18 protein-coding genes are annotated in these 18,752 nt (G+C 67.6%); 12 read left to right on the top strand and 6 right to left on the bottom strand.

Going from position 1 to position 18,752, the window contains the following annotated elements:
• The first annotated feature begins 121 nt into the window (after nt 1–121).
• Nucleotides 122–625 carry a DinB family protein gene (locus tag ACZYY4_RS10815; protein WP_463809994.1) on the top strand — a complete coding sequence of 168 codons (504 nt, stop codon included), beginning with the start codon at nt 122–124 and terminating at the stop codon, nt 623–625.
• Between the two features lie 30 nt (nt 626–655).
• Here ACZYY4_RS10815 and ACZYY4_RS10820 read toward each other — a convergent pair whose 3' ends face one another.
• Nucleotides 656–1,543, bottom strand: a complete 888-nt coding sequence (locus ACZYY4_RS10820) for a hypothetical protein (RefSeq protein WP_463809995.1) — start codon at nt 1,541–1,543, stop codon at nt 656–658.
• A 131-nt stretch (nt 1,544–1,674) separates the two neighbouring features.
• Nucleotides 1,675–3,345: a long-chain-fatty-acid--CoA ligase FadD2 gene (gene fadD2, locus ACZYY4_RS10825; protein WP_463809996.1), complete on the bottom strand. Its 1,671-nt coding sequence runs from the start codon at nt 3,343–3,345 to the stop codon at nt 1,675–1,677.
• Between the two features lie 60 nt (nt 3,346–3,405).
• Here fadD2 and ligD point away from each other — a divergent pair, with 60 nt between their 5' ends.
• Nucleotides 3,406–4,656, top strand: a complete 1,251-nt coding sequence (gene ligD, locus ACZYY4_RS10830; protein ID WP_463809997.1) for a non-homologous end-joining DNA ligase — start codon at nt 3,406–3,408, stop codon at nt 4,654–4,656.
• A gap of 7 nt (nt 4,657–4,663) precedes the next feature.
• Here ligD and casI read toward each other — a convergent pair whose 3' ends face one another.
• A complete protein-coding gene (gene casI, locus ACZYY4_RS10835; RefSeq protein WP_463809998.1) occupies nt 4,664–6,361 on the bottom strand; it encodes a steroid-22-oyl-CoA synthetase in 1,698 nt (565 codons plus the stop codon).
• Between the two features lie 63 nt (nt 6,362–6,424).
• Here casI and ACZYY4_RS10840 point away from each other — a divergent pair, with 63 nt between their 5' ends.
• Genes ACZYY4_RS10840 through ACZYY4_RS10850 form a run of 3 tightly spaced genes read left to right on the top strand, consistent with a single transcriptional unit; the run spans nt 6,425 to nt 7,214 of the window.
• A complete protein-coding gene (locus ACZYY4_RS10840; protein WP_463809999.1) occupies nt 6,425–6,637 on the top strand; it encodes an MmyB family transcriptional regulator in 213 nt (70 codons plus the stop codon).
• Nucleotides 6,556–6,876: an MmyB family transcriptional regulator gene (locus ACZYY4_RS10845; RefSeq protein ID WP_463810205.1), complete on the top strand. Its 321-nt coding sequence runs from the start codon at nt 6,556–6,558 to the stop codon at nt 6,874–6,876. Before ACZYY4_RS10840 ends, ACZYY4_RS10845 begins: the two co-directional genes overlap by 82 nt.
• Complete coding sequence (locus ACZYY4_RS10850; RefSeq protein WP_463810000.1) at nt 6,873–7,214, top strand: hypothetical protein; 342 nt, start codon at nt 6,873–6,875, stop codon at nt 7,212–7,214. Before ACZYY4_RS10845 ends, ACZYY4_RS10850 begins: the two co-directional genes overlap by 4 nt.
• A 1-nt stretch (nt 7,215) precedes the next feature.
• On the opposite strand, the gene ACZYY4_RS10855 is transcribed toward ACZYY4_RS10850, so the two are convergent.
• Genes ACZYY4_RS10855 through ACZYY4_RS10865 form a run of 3 tightly spaced genes read right to left on the bottom strand, consistent with a single transcriptional unit; the run spans nt 7,216 to nt 10,233 of the window.
• Entirely contained in the window at nt 7,216–7,977 is a 762-nt protein-coding gene (locus ACZYY4_RS10855) for an SDR family NAD(P)-dependent oxidoreductase (protein WP_463810001.1), read from the bottom strand.
• A gap of 22 nt (nt 7,978–7,999) precedes the next feature.
• Nucleotides 8,000–9,025: a phosphotransferase family protein gene (locus ACZYY4_RS10860; protein WP_463810002.1), complete on the bottom strand. Its 1,026-nt coding sequence runs from the start codon at nt 9,023–9,025 to the stop codon at nt 8,000–8,002.
• On the bottom strand, nt 9,022–10,233 hold the full coding sequence (locus ACZYY4_RS10865) for an acyl-CoA dehydrogenase family protein (protein WP_463810003.1): 1,212 nt from the start codon (nt 10,231–10,233) through the stop codon (nt 9,022–9,024). Before ACZYY4_RS10865 ends, ACZYY4_RS10860 begins: the two co-directional genes overlap by 4 nt.
• Before the next feature lie 152 nt (nt 10,234–10,385).
• Between ACZYY4_RS10865 and ACZYY4_RS10870 the strand changes: the two genes are divergently transcribed.
• From ACZYY4_RS10870 to ACZYY4_RS10900, 7 genes are all read left to right on the top strand, one after another.
• A complete protein-coding gene (locus ACZYY4_RS10870; protein WP_463810004.1) occupies nt 10,386–11,276 on the top strand; it encodes a TetR family transcriptional regulator in 891 nt (296 codons plus the stop codon).
• Nucleotides 11,266–14,871, top strand: a complete 3,606-nt coding sequence (locus ACZYY4_RS10875) for a hydantoinase B/oxoprolinase family protein (RefSeq protein WP_463810005.1) — start codon at nt 11,266–11,268, stop codon at nt 14,869–14,871. The genes ACZYY4_RS10870 and ACZYY4_RS10875 overlap by 11 nt, the downstream gene beginning before the upstream one ends.
• Before the next feature lie 19 nt (nt 14,872–14,890).
• A complete protein-coding gene (locus tag ACZYY4_RS10880; protein WP_463810006.1) occupies nt 14,891–15,850 on the top strand; it encodes an ABC transporter substrate-binding protein in 960 nt (319 codons plus the stop codon).
• 3 nt (nt 15,851–15,853) lie between these two features.
• Nucleotides 15,854–16,429, top strand: a complete 576-nt coding sequence (locus ACZYY4_RS10885; protein ID WP_463810007.1) for a TIGR03086 family metal-binding protein — start codon at nt 15,854–15,856, stop codon at nt 16,427–16,429.
• Nucleotides 16,430–16,511: 82 nt separating this feature from the next.
• The gene (locus ACZYY4_RS10890; protein ID WP_463810008.1) at nt 16,512–17,171 is read left to right on the top strand and encodes a 5-oxoprolinase subunit B family protein; all 660 of its coding nucleotides are present in this window, start codon (nt 16,512–16,514) and stop codon (nt 17,169–17,171) included.
• A 31-nt stretch (nt 17,172–17,202) separates the two neighbouring features.
• Nucleotides 17,203–18,096 carry a 5-oxoprolinase/urea amidolyase family protein gene (locus tag ACZYY4_RS10895; RefSeq protein ID WP_463810009.1) on the top strand — a complete coding sequence of 298 codons (894 nt, stop codon included), beginning with the start codon at nt 17,203–17,205 and terminating at the stop codon, nt 18,094–18,096.
• Nucleotides 18,090–18,650 (top strand): GNAT family N-acetyltransferase, encoded by a 561-nt coding sequence (locus ACZYY4_RS10900; RefSeq protein ID WP_463810206.1) that lies wholly within the window; start codon nt 18,090–18,092, stop codon nt 18,648–18,650. Before ACZYY4_RS10895 ends, ACZYY4_RS10900 begins: the two co-directional genes overlap by 7 nt.
• Nucleotides 18,651–18,752: the final 102 nt, after the last annotated feature.

Genomic DNA, 18,752 nt, shown 5'->3' on the forward strand with positions numbered 1-18,752 from the left:
CCTGCACTGATCGACAACGACCACTCCCTCCACTGAATGCGAGCCGACTGACTCACAACCAGACTGGCAAAGAGGGGCGCGTGCGATTCTGTGTCTGCTCGGCAGTGGTAGCGTCGCCGCGGTGACCGACGCACCTCCCGGCCGCCGTGGCCTGGCCGCCTCCGGCGAACGCGAAACGCTCGAGGCATTCCTGGACGACTACCGGGACATCGTGGTGCGCAAGGCATCCGGGCTCTCCGAGAGCGACGCCCGCCAGCACCTCGTTCCTTCGGCGACGACGGTGGGCGGTCTGGTCAAACACCTGCGCTGGGCCGAGTACGGCTGGTTCGAGCAGTTGCTGCAAGAACGCCTGGACGACAATCGGCGCCCGCATGACCGGGAGTGGGAGTTCGAACTCGCCGAGGAAGAGCTGCTGACAACTCTGGTCGGTGACTACCAACAGCAGTGCGAACAGTCCCGGCAGATCGCCGCGGACTATCCGCTGGACCACACGGTGCCGCACCGTCGCCTCGGCCGAGTCTCACTGCGCTGGATCTATGTCCACATGATCGAGGAGACCGCCCGGCACTGCGGACAGATCGACATTCTGCGCGAACAGCTCGACGGCACAACCGGTTTCGACTGACTAATCCCTTTCCGCCGCGCAATGGGTTGGTCAGCTCGCCAGCCGGGAGCGGGACAACTGGCGGGTAATCCGATCAGCCAACCGGGCGGGATGACGCCGGACATCGTCGGCGACGATGGGAATCGACGTCCAGCCGGCATCCTGAATGCCGGCGATGCGGATCCTGTCACGCAGCATCGCGGGACCACCTGCGTGCCAGTCGATGCTCTCGTACTCGGCGGCTACCATCACATCCGGCCAAGCGAAATCGGCGCGCCATATCTGGCCGTCACGTCCGTAGATCGGGTACTGAAGCTCGGGCATCGGCACGCCGTAATCGATCATCACCAGCCGCGCTTCACTTTCCATACCCGACTCAGCGCGCCCGTCGACGTAGGGCAGCAGGTCACGCACTGCGATGATGCCGCTCCGGCCTCGCTGCTCGAGTACCGCCTGCTCAAGCTCGCGCGACGAACACCAGCCCGAATGCAATGCGGTGTCGAGCGTTGCGAGCGCGCGGGGCCGCCGCAGTTCGCGCGCCACCTCAACCGCGGTCCAAGCCGGAGCTGTGGCAAGACGACCTGCGACCGAACGCAATGGGGCTCCGATCCGCTGATGCACCATCAGACCTCTGGTCGGTCGCATCCGCACGCCGGGGTCCAGGACATGAATTGCGGTCGTGTTCTCGGTGTCAAAGCCATAGAGCCGAGCTGCGGTTCCCATGCAGGCAACTGCCGGCTGCCGCATAAGCAGGTCAAGCGCGCGCAGACGCCCAACCAGGTCGGGCTCCGCCGCGGCGTAAACGCCGTACCAGACCCGGACCAGTCCGCCGTTGCGCACCTGGACGTCGAGTTGCTGGCGGGTCATCACCGTCAACAACTGTTGGGTCGTCGCGAAGCCGCCGGCTTCGTGAAGTAAGGCCAGGGCCTCCGCATACATCCCCGCAGTCTGCGGAGCTTCCGAAGCAGCAGCCAGTCACCGCTGTGTATAACCCGCCGAGCAGACACAGAATCGCACTCGCGGGGACTCCCGCATGCGATTCTCTGTCTGCTCGCGGGAGGAACTGAGCCTTACAGGTCGCGGAGTTCGCGCTTGAGGATCTTGCCGGTGGGGTTGCGCGGCAGCTCGTCGAGGAACACCACCTCACGCGGCACCTTGTAGCGGGCCAGGTGTTCCTTCACGTACACCTTGATGGCGTCCTCATCGACGCTGGAGCCTTCCTTGCGGACCACGAAGGCACGCAGCCTCGCGCCCCACTCCTTGTCGTCGACACCCAGCGCGGTCGCCTCGATCACGTCGGGGTGTCCGCTGATCAGGTCTTCGACCTCGGCCGGGAAGACGTTCTCGCCGCCGGACACGATCATCTCGTCGTCGCGGCCGCTGACGTAGAGCAGCCCGCGCTCATCGAAGTAGCCGACATCCCCCGACGACAACAGCCCGTCGATGATCTGCTTGCCACCGCCACCGGTGTAGCCCTCGAACGGGAAGAAGTTGCCGACGAAGATCCGCCCGATTTCACCCTGCGGCAGCTCATGGCCGTTGTCGTCGAGGATTTTGACCTTGACGCCCTTGACCACCTGGCCCACTGTCGCCGCGTTGAACTGCAGGTCGGCCGGGTCCGCGATCGTGGCGAACGCGACCTCGGTGGAGCCGTACATGTTGTAGATCACCGGCCCCAGGTCCTTCATCGACCGGGAGGCCAACTCGGCCCCGAGCTGCGAACCGGAGACGAACACGATCCGCAGGTGCGACAGATCCGGTTTGGGGCTGGTCTTCTCCAACTGGTCGAGGATCCGGGACAACATGACCGGAACGACGACCATGGCCGTCACCTTGTGCTTTTCCAGATCCTCCAACACGGTGGCCGGCTTGAACCGGCGTCGCAGCACCAGCGTCGAGCCGAAGAACATCGCCAGGGTGCCGTGCAGGTAACCCAGTGCGTGGAACATCGGCGACGGCAGCGACGTCACCTCACCGGCGCGGAACGGGACGTGCGACAGGATTCCGCCGATCGGTGCCAGCGTGGGCGGGGTGCTGCGGTTGGCGCCCTTGGGGGTGCCGGTGGTGCCGGAGGTCAAGATGATGATCGAAGCGTGCTTGGTGACCTTCGGTGCGGGTGCCTTGCTGCTGCGGGCGATCAGCTGCGCCAGCGTCTCGTCGGAGCTGCCGGACGAATCTGCGGCGTCCGGGTTGACACCCAGCGCCCGCAACTTGCCCAAGGGCGGGTCGGCCTGCGCGACCGCTGCGGTGTACTCGTCGTCGTAGATGATCAGTTTGGCGCCCTCGCGCTCGGAGACGTCCTTGATCTGCGGGCCGGAGAATTCGCTGTTCAGCAGGATCAGCCGGGCGCCGACCCGGGCGCAGCCGTAGTTGGCGATCAGAAACCAGCGGTGGTTGCGGGCCAGGATCGCCACGCCGTCGCCGCCCTGTACGCCCATCGCGACCAGGCCGTTGGCCACCGCGTTGGCGGCGTCGTCCAGCTCTTTGAACGTGATGCTGCCGTCGTCGTCGATGACGGCGAGGCCGTTCGGGTTACGGCGGGCGTTCAGCGCCGGAATCATCCCCAGCTCGCCCCAGCGGGCCCCGTCGGAGATCGCGTTCGCGATGATTCGCGGTGACTCCAGTTTCAGGGCACCGGATTGGAAGACCTTGCGCAAATAGTGCAGCTCGGCGTTACCGCGTTCGAGGTAGCGACCCAGCGTGGTGACGGCCTGACTTGGCAGGTCGGTGAGCTTAGCCATGGCCCAACCTTATGTGACTCAGGTCGCTGCCGGGCAGCGGATTCGACCTCATTCGTTAGCATGGCTGTCATGGCCGGCGGGTTATCGCTGGACGTGGCGGGACACCGGGTGGCGGTTACCCACCCGGACAAGGTGGTGTTCCCCGGTCGCGACGGCGCCGCCCCACACACCAAGCTGGACCTGATTCGCTATTACCTGGCGGTGGCCGACGGCGCGCTGCGGGGGGTGGCCGGGCGGCCGATGATCCTCAAGCGCTTCGTCGACGGCATCGATGCCGAAGCCGTCTTCCAGAAGCGGGCACCGACCAACCGTCCGGACTGGGTATCGGTCGCCGAACTGCGCTATGCCTCCGGGCGGTCGGCGCAAGAGGTCGTCGTCGACGATGCGGCCGGGCTGGCCTGGGTGATCAACCTGGGCTGCGTGGATCTCAACCCCCACCCGGTGCTCGCCGCCGACCTGCACCACCCCGACGAGCTTCGGGTCGACCTCGATCCGATGCCCGGCGTCGGCTGGCCGCAGATCGTTGAGGTGGCACTGCTGGCCCGCAACGTACTGGCCGATCACGGGCTGACGGCCTGGCCGAAGACCTCCGGATCCAGGGGCATGCACATCTACGCGCGGATCGCGCCGCGCTGGCAGTTCGGCCAGGTTCGGCTGGCAGCGCAGGCGGTGGCCCGCGAGATCGAGCGGCGGGCACCGCAGTCGGCCACCAGCAGATGGTGGAAAGAAGAGCGGGGCGCCCGGGTGTTCGTGGACTTCAACCAGAACGCCAAGGACCGCACGGTCGCCTCGGCCTACTCGGTGCGTGCCACCGCCGACGCTCGGGTGTCCACACCGCTGTATTGGGAGGAAGTCCCCGAGTCCGATCCGGCGGCGTTCACAATGGCGACCGTGCCGGAGCGGGTCGCACAGATCGGTGACCCGTGGGCCTGCATGGACGACACGAGCGGCGGGTTGGAGCCGCTGCTGGAACTGGCCGAAGAGCAGGGCCCGGCGGAGAGGGCGCCGCGCGGTGCGCGGAAGAACGTCGACGGCCGGCGCACCTCACCGCTGCCATTGATCGAGATCGCCCGCACCAAAACCCGCGACGAGGCGACGGCCGCGCTGGACCTCTGGCGCGAGCGGCACACCGCGGCAGCGAAACTGCTGACGCCCGACGATGTGCTGCTCGACGGCATGCGCGGTCCGAGCTCGATCTTCTACCGGGTCCGGATCAACCTGCAGCACATCCCGGCCGGGCAGCGCCCACCGCAGGAGGAGTTGATCGCCGACTACAGCCCCTGGAAGGCGACGCGGGGCAAACAGCTCTAGGGCCCCGTCATCCCTCGCTTCGTCCTTCGCCTCGCAGGTAGCTCTGCCGCCCGTAGGACGCGAATTCAGCGTCCAGGGATCGCTTGTCGTCGTCGGTCATCCGGGTGTAGACCGGCCCGCTCCGCCCGGCCCAGCGGTATACCGGATCGTCGGTCTGCCAGCGTTGGGCCTGCAGCTCGCGTTTGAGCACCTTGTTCGAACCCGTGACCGGCAGGCCGGCCGAGATCCGCAGGAACCGCGGTGTGCCCTTGCTGCCCAGGTCGGCCTGGGCGCCCAGGTACGCCGCGAACTCCGCCACATCGAAGCCGTCGGGATCGGCGACCTCGATCGCGCCCATCACCTGATCACCGGAGCGGGGGTCGGGCACCGCGTACACACCGGCGCTGATGATCAGCGGGTACCTGCGCAGCACCAGTTCGATGGTCAGCGCCGAGGTGTTCTCGCCGTCGACCCGGATCCAGTCGCCGCGCCGGCCGGCGAAGTACAGGAAGCCGGCCTCGTCGCGGTAGCCGAGATCGCCGGTCCAGTACCAGCCGTCGCGAACCTTCTCGGCGTCGGCGACGTCGTTTTTGTAGTACCCCTCGAAGTCGCGGGCACCGGTCTTGTCGACGATCTCGCCGACCGCGTCGTCGGCGTTGGTCACCCGGCCGTGTACGTCGAGGACCGCAGCGGGACACTCAGCGCGGGTCTGCGGGTCGACGACGGCGATGCCGGGGTGCGCCGGACGGCCCAACGCGCCGGGCGGCGCCGCCGGGTCGGGTAGCGCGGCATTGCCACCCTCGCTGGACCCGTAGCCCTCATGCAGCACGGCGCCGAACCGGCGGAGGAACTCCGCCTGATCCTGCGGCGACGCCTCGGTGCCGAATCCACGGACCAGGGTGTTGTCGGCATCGTCGGGACGCTCCTCGGTGGCCAGCAGGTAGCCCATCGCCTTGCCCACGTAGGTGAAGAACGTCGCACCGAAATAGCGCACGTCGGCCAAGAACTGCGACGCAGAGAATTTGGGTATCAGGCAGACCGTGGCCCCGTTGGCCAATGCCGGCGCCCACAGCGCCATGATCGCGTTGCCGTGGAACAGCGGCATACAGCAGTAGTCGACATCCGCGCGCACATGCCCGAATTTGGCGGTGGCCATCTGGGCGATCCGGACCAGCCGACCCTGGCTGCACTTGACCGCCTTCGACGCGCCGGTGGTGCCGGAGGTGAACAGCAGCAACTGCAACGACTCCGGGCCGACTCCCGGTGCAGCGGCCGGTTGCGACACCCGGTGTGCCTCGACCAGTTCGGTGTAGGCCGGGTCGTCGATCACCAACAGGCGGTCGGGATCCAGGCTGTGGTCCAGGCTCCGCAACCGGTCTGATCCGGAGGCGTCGGTGACGATCAGCCGGCAGTCGGCGTGGCGGATCTCCGCGGCCATCTCGGAGTCCCCGCGGGTGGGGTTGATCCCGACGATGGCCGCGCCGGCCAGCGCGCCGGCGCCGAGCCAGAACACGAAATCGGGGGTGTTGTCCAGCAGGACGCCGATATGGAACGGGCCCTCGGGAAACCGGTTGCGGCGCAACGAGGACGCCAACGCGGCGCGCGCCGCGGACTCGCGCACCACCTCGTCCCAGGTCCAATCCTGCGTCCGGGTGCGCAGGCCCGGGTTCGGGTCGCCGAGCCGATTGATCAGCAGGTCGGCGAAGCTCTCCGCATCGACGCTCATCAGCGCAGGATACCTAGGTGCCGCATCGGCGAACGCCCGAGCGGGGGCCAGCCCGGACCACCGGTGTGCGCGAACGACACCAAGCCCCTGAAGCGCCCCCCGATCGAGCGCATCCACCCGTGGACGCGGGATCTGCTGCGCTCGTTCGAGAACACTCCCGCACTGGTGCTGGGCCGTCGCGCCGACGTGCTGACCTGGAATCCGCTGGGCCACTTGCTTCTTGCGGGACACATCGACCGCTGCGCCCCGACCGTTCTGTCGGCCGACCCAACCTGACCCGCATGTTGTTCCTCGATCCGCACACCCGGGAGCTGTACGCGGATTGGGACCGCAAGGCCCGCCGGTCGTCAGCAGCCTTCGAGCAACCGCCGGACGGCACCCCGAAGATGCGCAGCTCGCCTCACTGGTGGCCGCCTGACCGCCTCTCACATGTGACCCGACACCGCGTGCCGGCGCGAACTGCGCGGAGTGGTGGGTGTTCAACTGACCGTCGCGCAGTAGCCTCACCACCGTGACCTTCTACCTGGTGATCCGGGACTTCAACATTGAAACCCGCGAGGAAGGCCCCGAGCTCGCGCGGGCGGAGCCGGCGGGCGTAGCAGCCGCCCTGCAACCGTTCCGCCCCGGCCACGAGGCCGTCCTGGCCCGGTTGCAAAGAGCGCTGGACGACGCGCCGCCGCGGGTCTTCGACATCGACGACCCGCAGATACTGAAGTCCAAGCAGTTGCTGCTCTTTGCCGACGACCTCTCGGTGCAGTTCAGCGGGTATGACGATGCGACCAAAGAGGAAGCGCGGTACGCGCATTACGACCGCCCGGAGGACCCGATCCGGTTCTCCGACGTTGCGGACTGACTCAGTTGATCGTGAAGCCGCCGTCGACAGCGATGGTCTGCCCGGTGACGTAGCCGCCGGCGTCGGAGGCCAGCCACACCGCCGTGGCCGCGAGTTCCTCGGGGTACCCCATCCGGCCCAGCACGATACGGTGGGAGACGCTGTCCAGGTAGCCCGGACGGTACTGCTCAGTCATCTCAGATTCGAAGAAGCCGGGCGCAATCGCGTTGACCCGAATGCCCTTCCGGCTCCCCCACTGCTGAGCCAAGTCTCGCGTCAGTCCGATGAGCCCGGCCTTGCTGGCCGCATACGCTGCTTGCGGCAGTCCAGCAGTCGTCAGACCCAGGATGCTGGAGATGTTGACAATCGACGAGCCCGGTTCCATCACCCGGCCGCAGGCCTGCGCAGCCCAGTAGGCCCCGTTGAGATTGATGTCGATCACCTCGCGGAACTGCTCCGGCGTCTCCCGGGTGGCCGGGTGCGCCGTTCCGACACCGGCGTTGTTGATCAGCACATCGACCCGGCCGAACCGCTCCATCGCGGCCTGGACCATGCGGGTCGCCGCAGCCGGGTCGGCGATATCAGTCGCCACCGGCAGTGCCGCGCGTCCCGTCGTCGCGACCAGTTCGGCGACGTCTGCGAGTTTGTCCACCCGCCGCGCCGCCAGCACGACATCAGCGCCGGCCTCGGCGAAGGCCCTGGCGAAATGCACGCCCAGACCAGAGGATGCCCCGGTCACCACTGCCACCCGGCCGTCCATGCGGAACTTGTCCAGTACTCCCACTCGACTCACCTTTCTCGCTTCTTCAGCCCAATGCTTTTCGTGCCGCCGCAATGAATTCCGGTGCGGCCTGCGCCGCTTCACCGGCATTCTGCACATCCTTCGCACCGTGTTGCGCCCGGTGGGTGATTCCTGCGGCGATAACCCCGATTTTGAAGTTCGCCAGCGCCAGATAGAAGTTCCACTCCCCCAGGTCGCGACCGGAGAGTTGCGCGTACTCCTCGGCGAGGGCGTCGGCAGAGGGCAATCGAGAACTGGTCCAGGCCGCGGGGTGGCCGAAGACGAGGTCGAATGCGGGTGACCGATAGACGCACATCAGGGCGATATCGGTGAGCGGGTCACCGAGGGTCGACAGCTCCCAGTCCACGACTGCCCGGATGACGTTCGGCTGCTCTGGATCGCAGATGGTGTTGTCGATGCGGAAGTCGCCGTGCACCACCGATGGTTGCGGGGTCTGCGGAACGGCGGCGGCCAGCGAGGCGGCCAGCTGCGCCACGTCATCTGTCAGCGCAGCGTCCGTCTCGCGGGTCTTGACCAGCTCCCACTGGCGGGCCCACAGTCGCACCTGGCGCTCCAGGAACCCGTCCGGCCTGCCGAAGGATTCGAGCCCCGCGGCACGGTAGTCGACCGCGTGGAGGTCGACGAGTATCCGCACCAGCGCCGAGGCGTTGGCGGCCAGCTCCGCGTCCGACAAGGCGTCCAGATCGTCCTTGTGCCGGTAGACCCGGCCGGTCACGAACTCCGTCACGGTCAACGGCGCACCGCACACCGTCCCGTCAGCATCGAACGCCATGGGCCGGGCGATCGGCACCCCAGTGCCGTACAACGCCCGGGTGACCACGAATTCGCGGCCCACGTCGTGAGCCGACGGTGTGAGGCCACCGAGCGGAGGCCTGCGGACGACCCAATCCGAGGCCTCGTCGCTGACCTTGAAGGTGAGATTCGATCGCCCCCCGGCGATCAGTTCGATGGTCAGGTCGCCCTGAACCGGAATGTCGCTGTCAATGAAGTACTGACGCAACGCGACGGCATCCAGCCCTTCGACCGTCACTGCTGGGTCGCCTCGAGTGCTCGCCGGGCCGCGCCGATACGACGTTTGGCGATGGCCCAGCGGTGCACCTCCGAGGGGCCGTCATAAACCCGAAACGGACGCACTTCCCGGGAGAGCCGCGCCGGCGGCAGATCCTCGGTGACGCCGAGCGCACCGCACATCTGCACACTGCGGTCGACGATGCGGAAGATCGCCTCGGCGGCGAAAGTCTTGGCGATCGACGTGGCGTCCCCGGCATTGTCGCCCTGATCCAATTCCCAGCATGCCCGCACCAGCAGAGCCCGGCTGGCGGCGATGTCGATCTCGTTGTCGGCCACCATGCTCTGGATCATGCCCAGATCACCGAGCGCCGAGCCGAACGCCCGGCGTCCCACGACATGGGCCAGTGCGGTGTCGTGCCCGCGACGTGCCGCGCCCAACCACCGCATGACATGGGTCATGCGCGCGGGCCCAAGGCGGACCTGGGCGTACTCAAACCCGCGATCCACCTCGCCGAGCACCGCGTCTTCGGGAACCCGAACGTCGTCGAAGAGCACCTCGCAATGGCCACCGACCATGGACCGGTCGAGGGTCGGTATATGCCGGCCGACGGTCAGGCCGGCCGTGTCGGCGGGAACCAGGAACATGGTGGCGCCGCCACGCTGCCCGGTCTCCCCGGATGTCCGGGCCATCACGATGAAGAACGCGGCGCCGTCCGCACCGGTGATGTACCACTTGCGGCCGGTGATGTACCAGTCTCCCGACCGGCGTTCCGCCGTGGTCGTCAGCGCTGCCGGATCCGAACCCGCACCCGGCGCCGGTTCGGTCATCGCAAAGGCGGACCGGACGTCACCGGCCGCCAGCGGAGCCAGGTAGCGCGCCTTCTGCTCGGTGCTGGCCACCTCCGCCAGCAGATGTACGTTGCCCTCGTCCGGGGCTGCGATATTCACCGCGGCCGGGCCGAACAGTGAATATCCGGCGGCCTCGAACACCGGCGCACGGTCGGACATGTTCAGACCAAGGCCGCCGTATTCGACGGGAGCGTGCGGCGCGAACACCCCGGCTTGCCGAGCCGCCGCCTGCATCTCCTTGATCACGGCGTCGCCGCCGGCCGCGGTGATATCCCCGCCGTGCCGGTCCTCGACCGGCAGAACTACGTCTTCGATGAACTCTCGCGTCCGTTCGACGAGCGCCGTCACGTCCGGCGAGTAGCTCAGCTCGATTGCCATGTCACTCCATCAGCACCCTCGATTGACCGACCGATCACTCGGCCCGAACAGTACGGACTGTTACACAGAAGGCGACTGCCAGTCAAAACAGAATGTCAATGGGGCGGGGCGGTGGGGACTATAGTTCAGTTTTTCTGAACACGGAGGTCGACATGGTGAGATCGTGCGGGGACGCGATCCGTGCCGCACGTCAGGCGCGGGGTCTGACCGTCCGAGAGTTGGCGCAGCACCTGCGGGTCAGCGCGGCCACCGTCAGTGCAGTCGAAAACGGCAAGACCGGAATCTCGGTGACGCGTCTGCAGCAGTACGCGCAGGCACTGGGCGTGACTCCCGCCCAGATCCTCGAGGGCACCATCGGAGTACCTGCAACGCGTTCGGCAAGAACCCGGTGCGCCGAGGATCCGGGGTTTCCAGGCCGCGACTGGCGAACATTCCCACCCTTGATGCTGGACGGTGTCCTGAGCGCGGCGATCGACGCTTTCGTGGACACCGGCTACCACGGCAGCACTATGCGGGATGTGGCGTCACGCGCGGGCATGAGCGTTCCCGGCATCTACCACCATTACCCCGATAAGCAGACGCTTCTGGTCGCGATACTGGATGCGACCATGACCGAATTGCACTGGCGTGTCGATTCCGCCCGCACCGATGCGTCAACCGGGATCGACGAGGTGCGGCGCATCGTCGAAGCCCTGGCACTGTTCCACACCCACCGCCAGAAGCTGGCTTTCATCGGGGCCAGCGAGATGCGCAGCCTGACGCCGGTGAATCGGCAGCGCGTTGCCGAGTCCCGAAACAGAGTGCAGCACATACTCGATGGCGCCATCGACCGGGCATCGAAGGATGGCGTCGGTGGCGCCGAGACTGTCCTCGCCGATGCCGCGGAACGCCGGATCGCCGGACGCGCCATCGCAACGATGTGCACATCGCTGCCGCAGTGGTTCAATGCTGCCGGGCCCGCGACTCCCGAGGAGACCGCGCACGTCTACGCCGAGTTCGCGGTATCTCTACTGACGAAGCAGAATGTGAACCGTGTCGGGTAAGTGGCAGTTCTGGGTCGACCGGGGCGGCACCTTCACCGACATCGTGGCGAAGCGGCCCGATGGACATCTGGTCACCCACAAACTGCTCTCGGAGAATCCGTCGCAGTACCGGGACGCCGCGGTGGCCGGAATCCGTGCCCTGCTGCAGATCTGTGACGACGCACCGATTCCGCCCGGCCTCGTCGATGCGGTGCGGATGGGCACGACAGTGGCCACCAATGCACTGCTGGAGCGTGGCGGGGAACGCACCCTGCTGGTCATCACCCGCGGCTTCGGCGACGCCCTTCGCATCGCCTACCAGAACCGTCCCCGTATTTTCGACCGGCACATCATGCTGCCCGAGCAGCTCTACGAGCGGACTGTCGAGGTCGACGAGCGGGTGGCCGCCGACGGGACGGTACTTCGCGCCCCGGATCTGGAGTCCTTGGCCTACCAGCTGCGCTCCGCCCGCGCCGACGGTATCCGCGCACTCGCGGTGGTGTGCCTGCACAGTTATCGGAACCCGGCGCACGAACGGGCGGTCGGCGCCCTGGCCGAGCAGCTGGGCTTCACCCAGATCTCGCTGTCGTGCGATGTCAGCCCGCTGCCGAAGCTGATTCCGCGCGGCGACACCGCAGTGGTCGACGCCTACCTGTCGCCGGTCCTGCGCCGCTATGTCGCGCAGGTGGCCGACGAGCTCAGCGGAGTGCGGCTGATGTTCATGCAATCCAACGGCGGGCTGGCGGCCGCCGACCACTTCCGCGGAAAGGACGCGATCCTGTCCGGGCCGGCCGGCGGGATCGTGGGCATGGTCCGGATGTCGGCGCTGGCCGGGTTCGACTCGGTGGTGGGGTTCGACATGGGCGGAACCTCCACCGACGTCTCGCACTACAGCGTCGAGTCGGGCGGTTACGAGCGGGTGTTCACCACCGAGGTCGCCGGGGTGCGGCTGCGAGCCCCGATGCTGCACATCCACACCGTCGCCGCCGGTGGCGGATCGGTCCTGCACTTCGACGGCAGCCGGTTTCGGGTGGGGCCGGAGTCCGCGGGCGCCGATCCGGGACCGGCCTGCTACCGGCGCGGCGGCCCGCTGACCGTCACCGACGCCAATGTGTTGCTCGGACGCATCCAGCCGACGCATTTTCCGGCGGTGTTCGGACCGGCCGGCGACGAGCCGCTGGATGCGACGGCGGTGCGACGGGGCTTCGCCGATCTGGCCGTCGCAATCCGTTCGGCCACCGGCGAGGTTTTCGCAGACCGCGCCCCCGAGCAGATCGCCGAAGGATTCCTGCGCATCGCGGTGGCGAACATGGCCAACGCGGTCAAGAAGATCTCGGTGGCCAAGGGCTACGACATCACCCGCTACGCACTGACCACCTTCGGCGGCGCAGGTGGACAGCACGCGTGCGCGGTCGCCGACGAACTCGGCATCCGCACGGTGCTGGTACCGCCGATGGCCGGTGTGCTGTCCGCGCTGGGCATCGGGTTGGCCGACGCCACCGTGATCCGGGAGCGGGCGATAGAGACCCGGCTGGACTCGGCCGCGCTCGAACTGGGTGACGTTGCCGACGACCTGGAGCAGCAAGCCCGCGCCACCCTTGCCGACCAGGACGTTCCGTCCGACCGGATCCAGGTGACTCGTCGGGTTCACCTGCGCTACCAGGGCACTGATACCTCGATCCCGGTCGAATTCGACGGCGTCGCACAGATGAAGGCGGCATTCGAAAACGTCCACCGCAGCATGTACTCGTTCCTGATGGACCGTCCGCTGATCGCCGAAGCGGTCGAGGTCGAGGCGACGGGCCGCACCGAACAACCCGACCTGGCCCACCGGGTGGCTTCCGAACCCGACTGCCGCACAACCGAAGTCGTTCGACTGTACACCGCCGGCAGTTGGCATGATGCGCCGCTCTACCGGCGGGAGGCGATCACCTCCGCCGACGTCGTGGCCGGGCCGGCCATCATCGCCGAGGACAACGCCACCACCGTCGTCGACGACGGTTGGCAGGCCGGCCTGACCGCCGACGGACAGCTGATGCTGCAACGGACGGCCGCGGCGGCTCGCGACGATGCCGGGACCGAAGCCGATCCGGTGCTGCTGGAGATCTTCAACAATCTGTTCATGGCCATCGCCGAGCAGATGGGCACCCGACTGGAGGCCACCGCTCAATCGGTGAATATCCGAGAGCGGCTGGACTTCTCCTGCGCGCTGTTCGATGCGGACGGCAACCTGGTCGCCAACGCCCCGCACATTCCGGTGCACCTGGGATCGATGGGCGCGACGGTCAAAGAGGTGATTGCGCGGCGGGCCGGGCAGATGCGGGCCGGCCAGGTCTACGCGGTCAACGACCCGTACCACGGCGGAACTCACCTGCCGGACATCACCGTCGTGACCCCGGTCTTCGATCAAACCGGACAGCAGGTGTTGTTCTTCGTGGCCTCGCGCGGTCACCACGCCGAAATTGGTGGTACCACACCGGGTTCCATGCCAGCCGACAGCAAAACCGTCGACGAGGAAGGCGTGCTGTTCGATAACTGGCTGTTGGTCGACGACGGGCAATTCCGCGAAGCACAGACCCGTTCGCTGCTCGCCGGGGGACGATTCCCTTCGCGCAGCCCCGACACCAACCTCGCCGACCTGCGGGCTCAGATTGCGGCCAACCAGAAGGGGATCGACGAGATCCGGGCCATGATCGGACATTTCGGCCTGGATGTCGTACAGGCCTACATGCGCCACGTCCAGGACAACGCCGAGGAGGCGGTGCGCCGCGTCATCGACTCACTCGACGACGGCGCATACCGCTATGTGATGGACTCCGGGGCGACGATCGCGGTGCGGGTGACCGTCGACCGGGCCACCCGCAGCGCCACCATCGACTTCGACGGAACCTCGCCTCAGCTGACGACGAACTTCAACGCACCCTCGTCGGTGGCCACCGCCGCGGTGCTCTATGTGTTTCGCACCCTGGTAGTCGACGACATCCCGATCAACGACGGGTGTCTGCGCCCGCTGCACATCACGATCCCGGACAAGACGATGCTGGCTCCGGGCTACCCGGCCGCGGTGGTGGCCGGAAACGTCGAAACCTCCCAGGCGATCACCGGGGCGCTGCTGGCCGCGCTGCGCGCGCAGGCCGAAGGGTCCGGGACGATGAACAACGTCACGTTCGGCAATGCCGACCACCAGTACTACGAGACACTCGGCTCCGGTTCCGGTGCCGGCGACGGCTTTGCCGGCGCCTCGGTGGTGCAGACCCATATGACCAACTCCCGGCTCACCGATCCCGAGGTGCTGGAGATGCGTTTCCCGGTGTTGTTGCGCGAGTACTCAATCCGGCACGGCAGCGGTGGGGCCGGCCGCTGGCACGGCGGAGACGGCGGCGTGCGCCGGATCGAATTCCTCGAGCCGATGACCGTCAGTGTCCTATCGGGACATCGAACCGAGGCGCCCTACGGCATGGCCGGCGGATTGCCCGGGAAGCTGGGGAGCAATCGGGTGGCGCGCGCCAACGGTGCGGTCACCGAACTGGCCGGCTGCGACGCGACCGACATGGCACCCGGCGATGTGCTGGAGATCCAGACTCCCGGCGGCGGCGGGTATGGCGAACCTCGTTGATCAGCGTTAATCTCACGCGATGCGCGACCAGTGGAGCCGACGAGGCTTCTTCGGCCTCTGCGGCACAGCAGGAGCCGCCGCGCTGCTGGCGTCCTGTTCGTCGGACGAGCACGACGATGCCGGGGCGCCCGGACCGGTCACCATCACCCATGTCTTCGGTGCGACCACCGTCCCGCAACCACCCAAGCGGGTTGTCTGCGCCGGCTATACCGGGCAGGACGATCTGCTCGCGCTGGGCGTCGTACCCATCGCGGTCACCAACTGGTTCGGCGACCAGCCGTTCGCGGTGTGGCCCTGGGCGCAGCGACGCCTCGGTGACGCCAAGCCCGCGGTGCTGGACTTGGACAACGGGATTGCGGTCAAGCAGATCGCCGAACTCAAGCCGGATCTGATCATCGCGACCAACGCCGGCGTGGACGCCGACACCTACCAGACGCTGTCGGCGATCGCGCCGACCGTCCCGCAGTCGAACGGCGACGCATTCTTCGAGCCCTGGAAGACCCAGGCCGCCGCCATCGGCAAAGCCGTCCACCAGCCTGCCCAGATGCAGTCGCTCATCGACGGCGTCGACACCAAGTTCGCCGACGTGGCCACCGCGCACCCCGGCTTCAAAGACAAGAAGGCGCTGCTACTGGCGGGCCGCCTCGAGGGCGGCCCCGAGAACAGATTTGTGGCCGCCACCACCGGTTGGCGCACCGAGTTCCTCTCCCAGATGGGGTTGACCGTGGCCGATGCTCCCGCGCTGATCGAGCACGACCGGCTCGGTCCCGTGCTGGGCGGCGCCGACGTGCTGATCTGGACCACCGAGAGCGACGAGGAACGCACCGCGCTGCTCGCTGATCCCGACATCGCGGCGCTGGAGTCACGTAGCGTCTTCACCACCAAAGACCAGGCCGGGGCGCTCGCCTTCGCCTCCCCGCTGAGCTACCCGCTGGTGGCCGAGCAGGTGCCCGGACTGATCGCCAAAGTGATCGGATAACTGATGACCGACCCGATCGGCAGGTTGGCCGCCGAAGCGATCCAGTTGCTCATCGACGCGGTGGAGCAGACACCGCCGGAAGCGTGGAACCAACCGTCCAACCTCGAGGACTGGAACGTGGGCGAGGTGGTGGGCCATGCCACCGGCAGCGCCGCAAAGATCGTCACCCTCGTCGAAGGCGGCGAGATCTGGACCGGCCCGTCCCAACCGGCCGACTGGGTGTCGGAGGATCCGGCCGGGCGCCTCCGCGAGTTCACGGCACGCCTGGGCGAGGCCCTGCCCCGCGCCGACTGGGACGCCATAGTGCCTGCTCCGGAGGGCGAGGTCCCGCTGCGGCGTGCGCTGATCTTTCCGGTCGCCGACCTCGCACTGCACAGCTGGGACGTACACCGCGCGCAGGGCCGGTCGATCGAACTGCCCGAGGAGTTGATCGCACTGTGCCGCGGGCTGATCGACCCACTGCCCGAGTCGTTGATGCGGCGACCGGGCGCATTCGGTCCGGCGAAACCGGCGCCGGCCGACGCCACACCGACCATCCGACTCATGGCCCACCTCGGCCGCGCGGTCGACCCGGTCTGAACTCTGCAAATTCGGTAAGACCCCTCTGGCATAGCCCGCAGAATTGTGGCCTGGATCACTTTCCACGACTACGGTCGGGGATATGAGCGCGACACTGGATTTCACGGATCTCCCCAAGACCGCCGGCATCCTCGACTACGGCGACTGCGCGTTGCTGTTGCAGTTCGATCGCACCGCCGAGGTGCTGGCGTGGACCACAGCCCTGAGCGCCGCCGCGCTGCCCGGGGTGGTCGACATCGTCCCGGCGTCACACACCGTGTTGGTGAAACTGGCCGCGCCCGGCTACCAGGGCAGCGTCCGTCAGCGGCTGGCCAAGCTGACCGTCGAAGCGGACGAGATCGCGACCACCGCACACGACGCCGCGGTCGACGTGGTGATCGACGTGGTCTACGACGGCCCCGACCTCTCCGAGGTGGCCGAGCGCACCGGATTGAGTGTTGCGCAGGTGATCAACGCCCACACCGAAACGCCCTGGCGGGTCGGATTCGGTGGCTCCACACCGGGTTTCGCCTATCTGATCGGCGGCGACCCGAGACTGGAGGTGCCGCGCCGCGCCGATCTGCGGGACGCCGTTCCGGCCGGCTCGGTGGCGCTGGCCGGCCGGTTCAGTGGTATCTACCCGCGCCAGTGGCCGGGCGGCTGGCAGTTGATCGGCCGCACCGACGCGGTGCTGTGGGACCTGGAACGGCCCGACCCCGCGCTGCTGACTCCGGGCCTGACAGTGCAATTCCGGGCCGCATGACGGCGACGTGACTCGGGAACGGGAGGATCACATGACCACGTTGGAGATACTGCGCACCGGCCCGCTGGCCCTGGTCGAAGACCTCGGCCGGGCCGGGCTGGGCCATCTCGGTGTCACCCGATCCGGGGCCGCCGACCGCCGGTCGCACACGCTGGCCAACCGTTTGCTGGCCAACCCCGACGATCGGGCCACCATCGAGGTGGCGTTCGGCGGACTCTCCGCGCAAGTCCACGGCGGCGACGTCGACATCGCGGTCACCGGCGCCGATACCGACCCGGAGGTTAACGGAGTCACGTTCGGCACCAACAGTATTCAGCGCGTTCATGACGGACAGGTGATCTCGCTGGGCACCCCGCGCTCGGGGCTGCGAACGTATCTGGCGGTACGTGGGGGCATCGATGCCACACCGGTGCTGGGCTCGCGCAGCTACGACGTGATGGCCGCGATCGGACCGGCACCGTTGCGCGCCGGCGATGTCTTGCAGATCGGCAAAGGGACCGGCGACTACCCCGAGATCGACCAGGCGCCGGTGGCGACGATCCCGGACGACGTCGTCGAGCTGCGGGTGACCCCGGGTCCCCGCGACGATTGGTTCGTCGACCCCGACGTCATGGTGCGCACCAACTGGCTGGTGACCAACAACAGCGACCGCGCCGGGATGCGATTGGTCGGGTTGCCACTGGAATACCGGTGGCCGGACCGGCAACTGCCCGCTGAAGGCGCCGATCGTGGCGCAATCCAGGTTCCGCCGAACGGCTTTCCGATCATCCTCGGCCCGGATCACCCGGTTACCGGCGCCTATCCGGTGGTCGGCGTGGTAGTCGAGGAGGACATCGACATGCTGGGCCAGGTCAGGCCCGGACAGACCGTGCGGATGCACTGGTCGCGGCCACACCAGCACCCGTCCACCCACGCGAGCTGGTAGGCCGGCGGGTGCCCGGCAAGGTCCAGACCGCACGCCTGATCCACACCTCTGACCTTGACGACGAGACCCGCCGCGGCGCACATCAGCTCGTCATCGAAGCCTACGGGGACGCGTTCTCCGACGCCGACTGGCAGCACGCGCTGGGCGGGATGCACGCCCTGATCTGGCACCGCGGTGCCCTGATCGCCCACGGTGCGGTGATCCGCCGCCAACTGCTCTACCGCGGCAGATCCCTGCGCTGCGGCTACGTCGAAGCCGTCGCCGTGCGTGAAGACCACCGCGGGCGGGGACTGGCCACCGCGGTGCTGGACGCCTGCGAACAGGTGATCCGCGGCGCCTTCGAACTCGGTGCGCTCAGTTCGGGCGACATCAGCCGTCGGCTCTACACCACCCGCGGTTGGCTGCCGTGGCGTGGGCCGACCTCGGTACTGTCCCCGACCGGGCCGATCCGCACCCCGGATCAGGACGGCACCGTGTTCGTGATGCCCGTCGATCTGGATTTGGACACCACCGCCGCTTTGGCTTGCGACTGGCGCGACGGCGACGTCTGGTAGCCGGGAGTTTCTTCCGGTCGCGCCCCTCACAGCAAACCCGTACCTTGAACGGGAGTCAGCGGCCAGCCCCCCGACGTACGCTTTGCCGCTGGATACTGACAC

It is taken from the genome of Mycobacterium sp. IDUB_21, assembly GCF_055419425.1.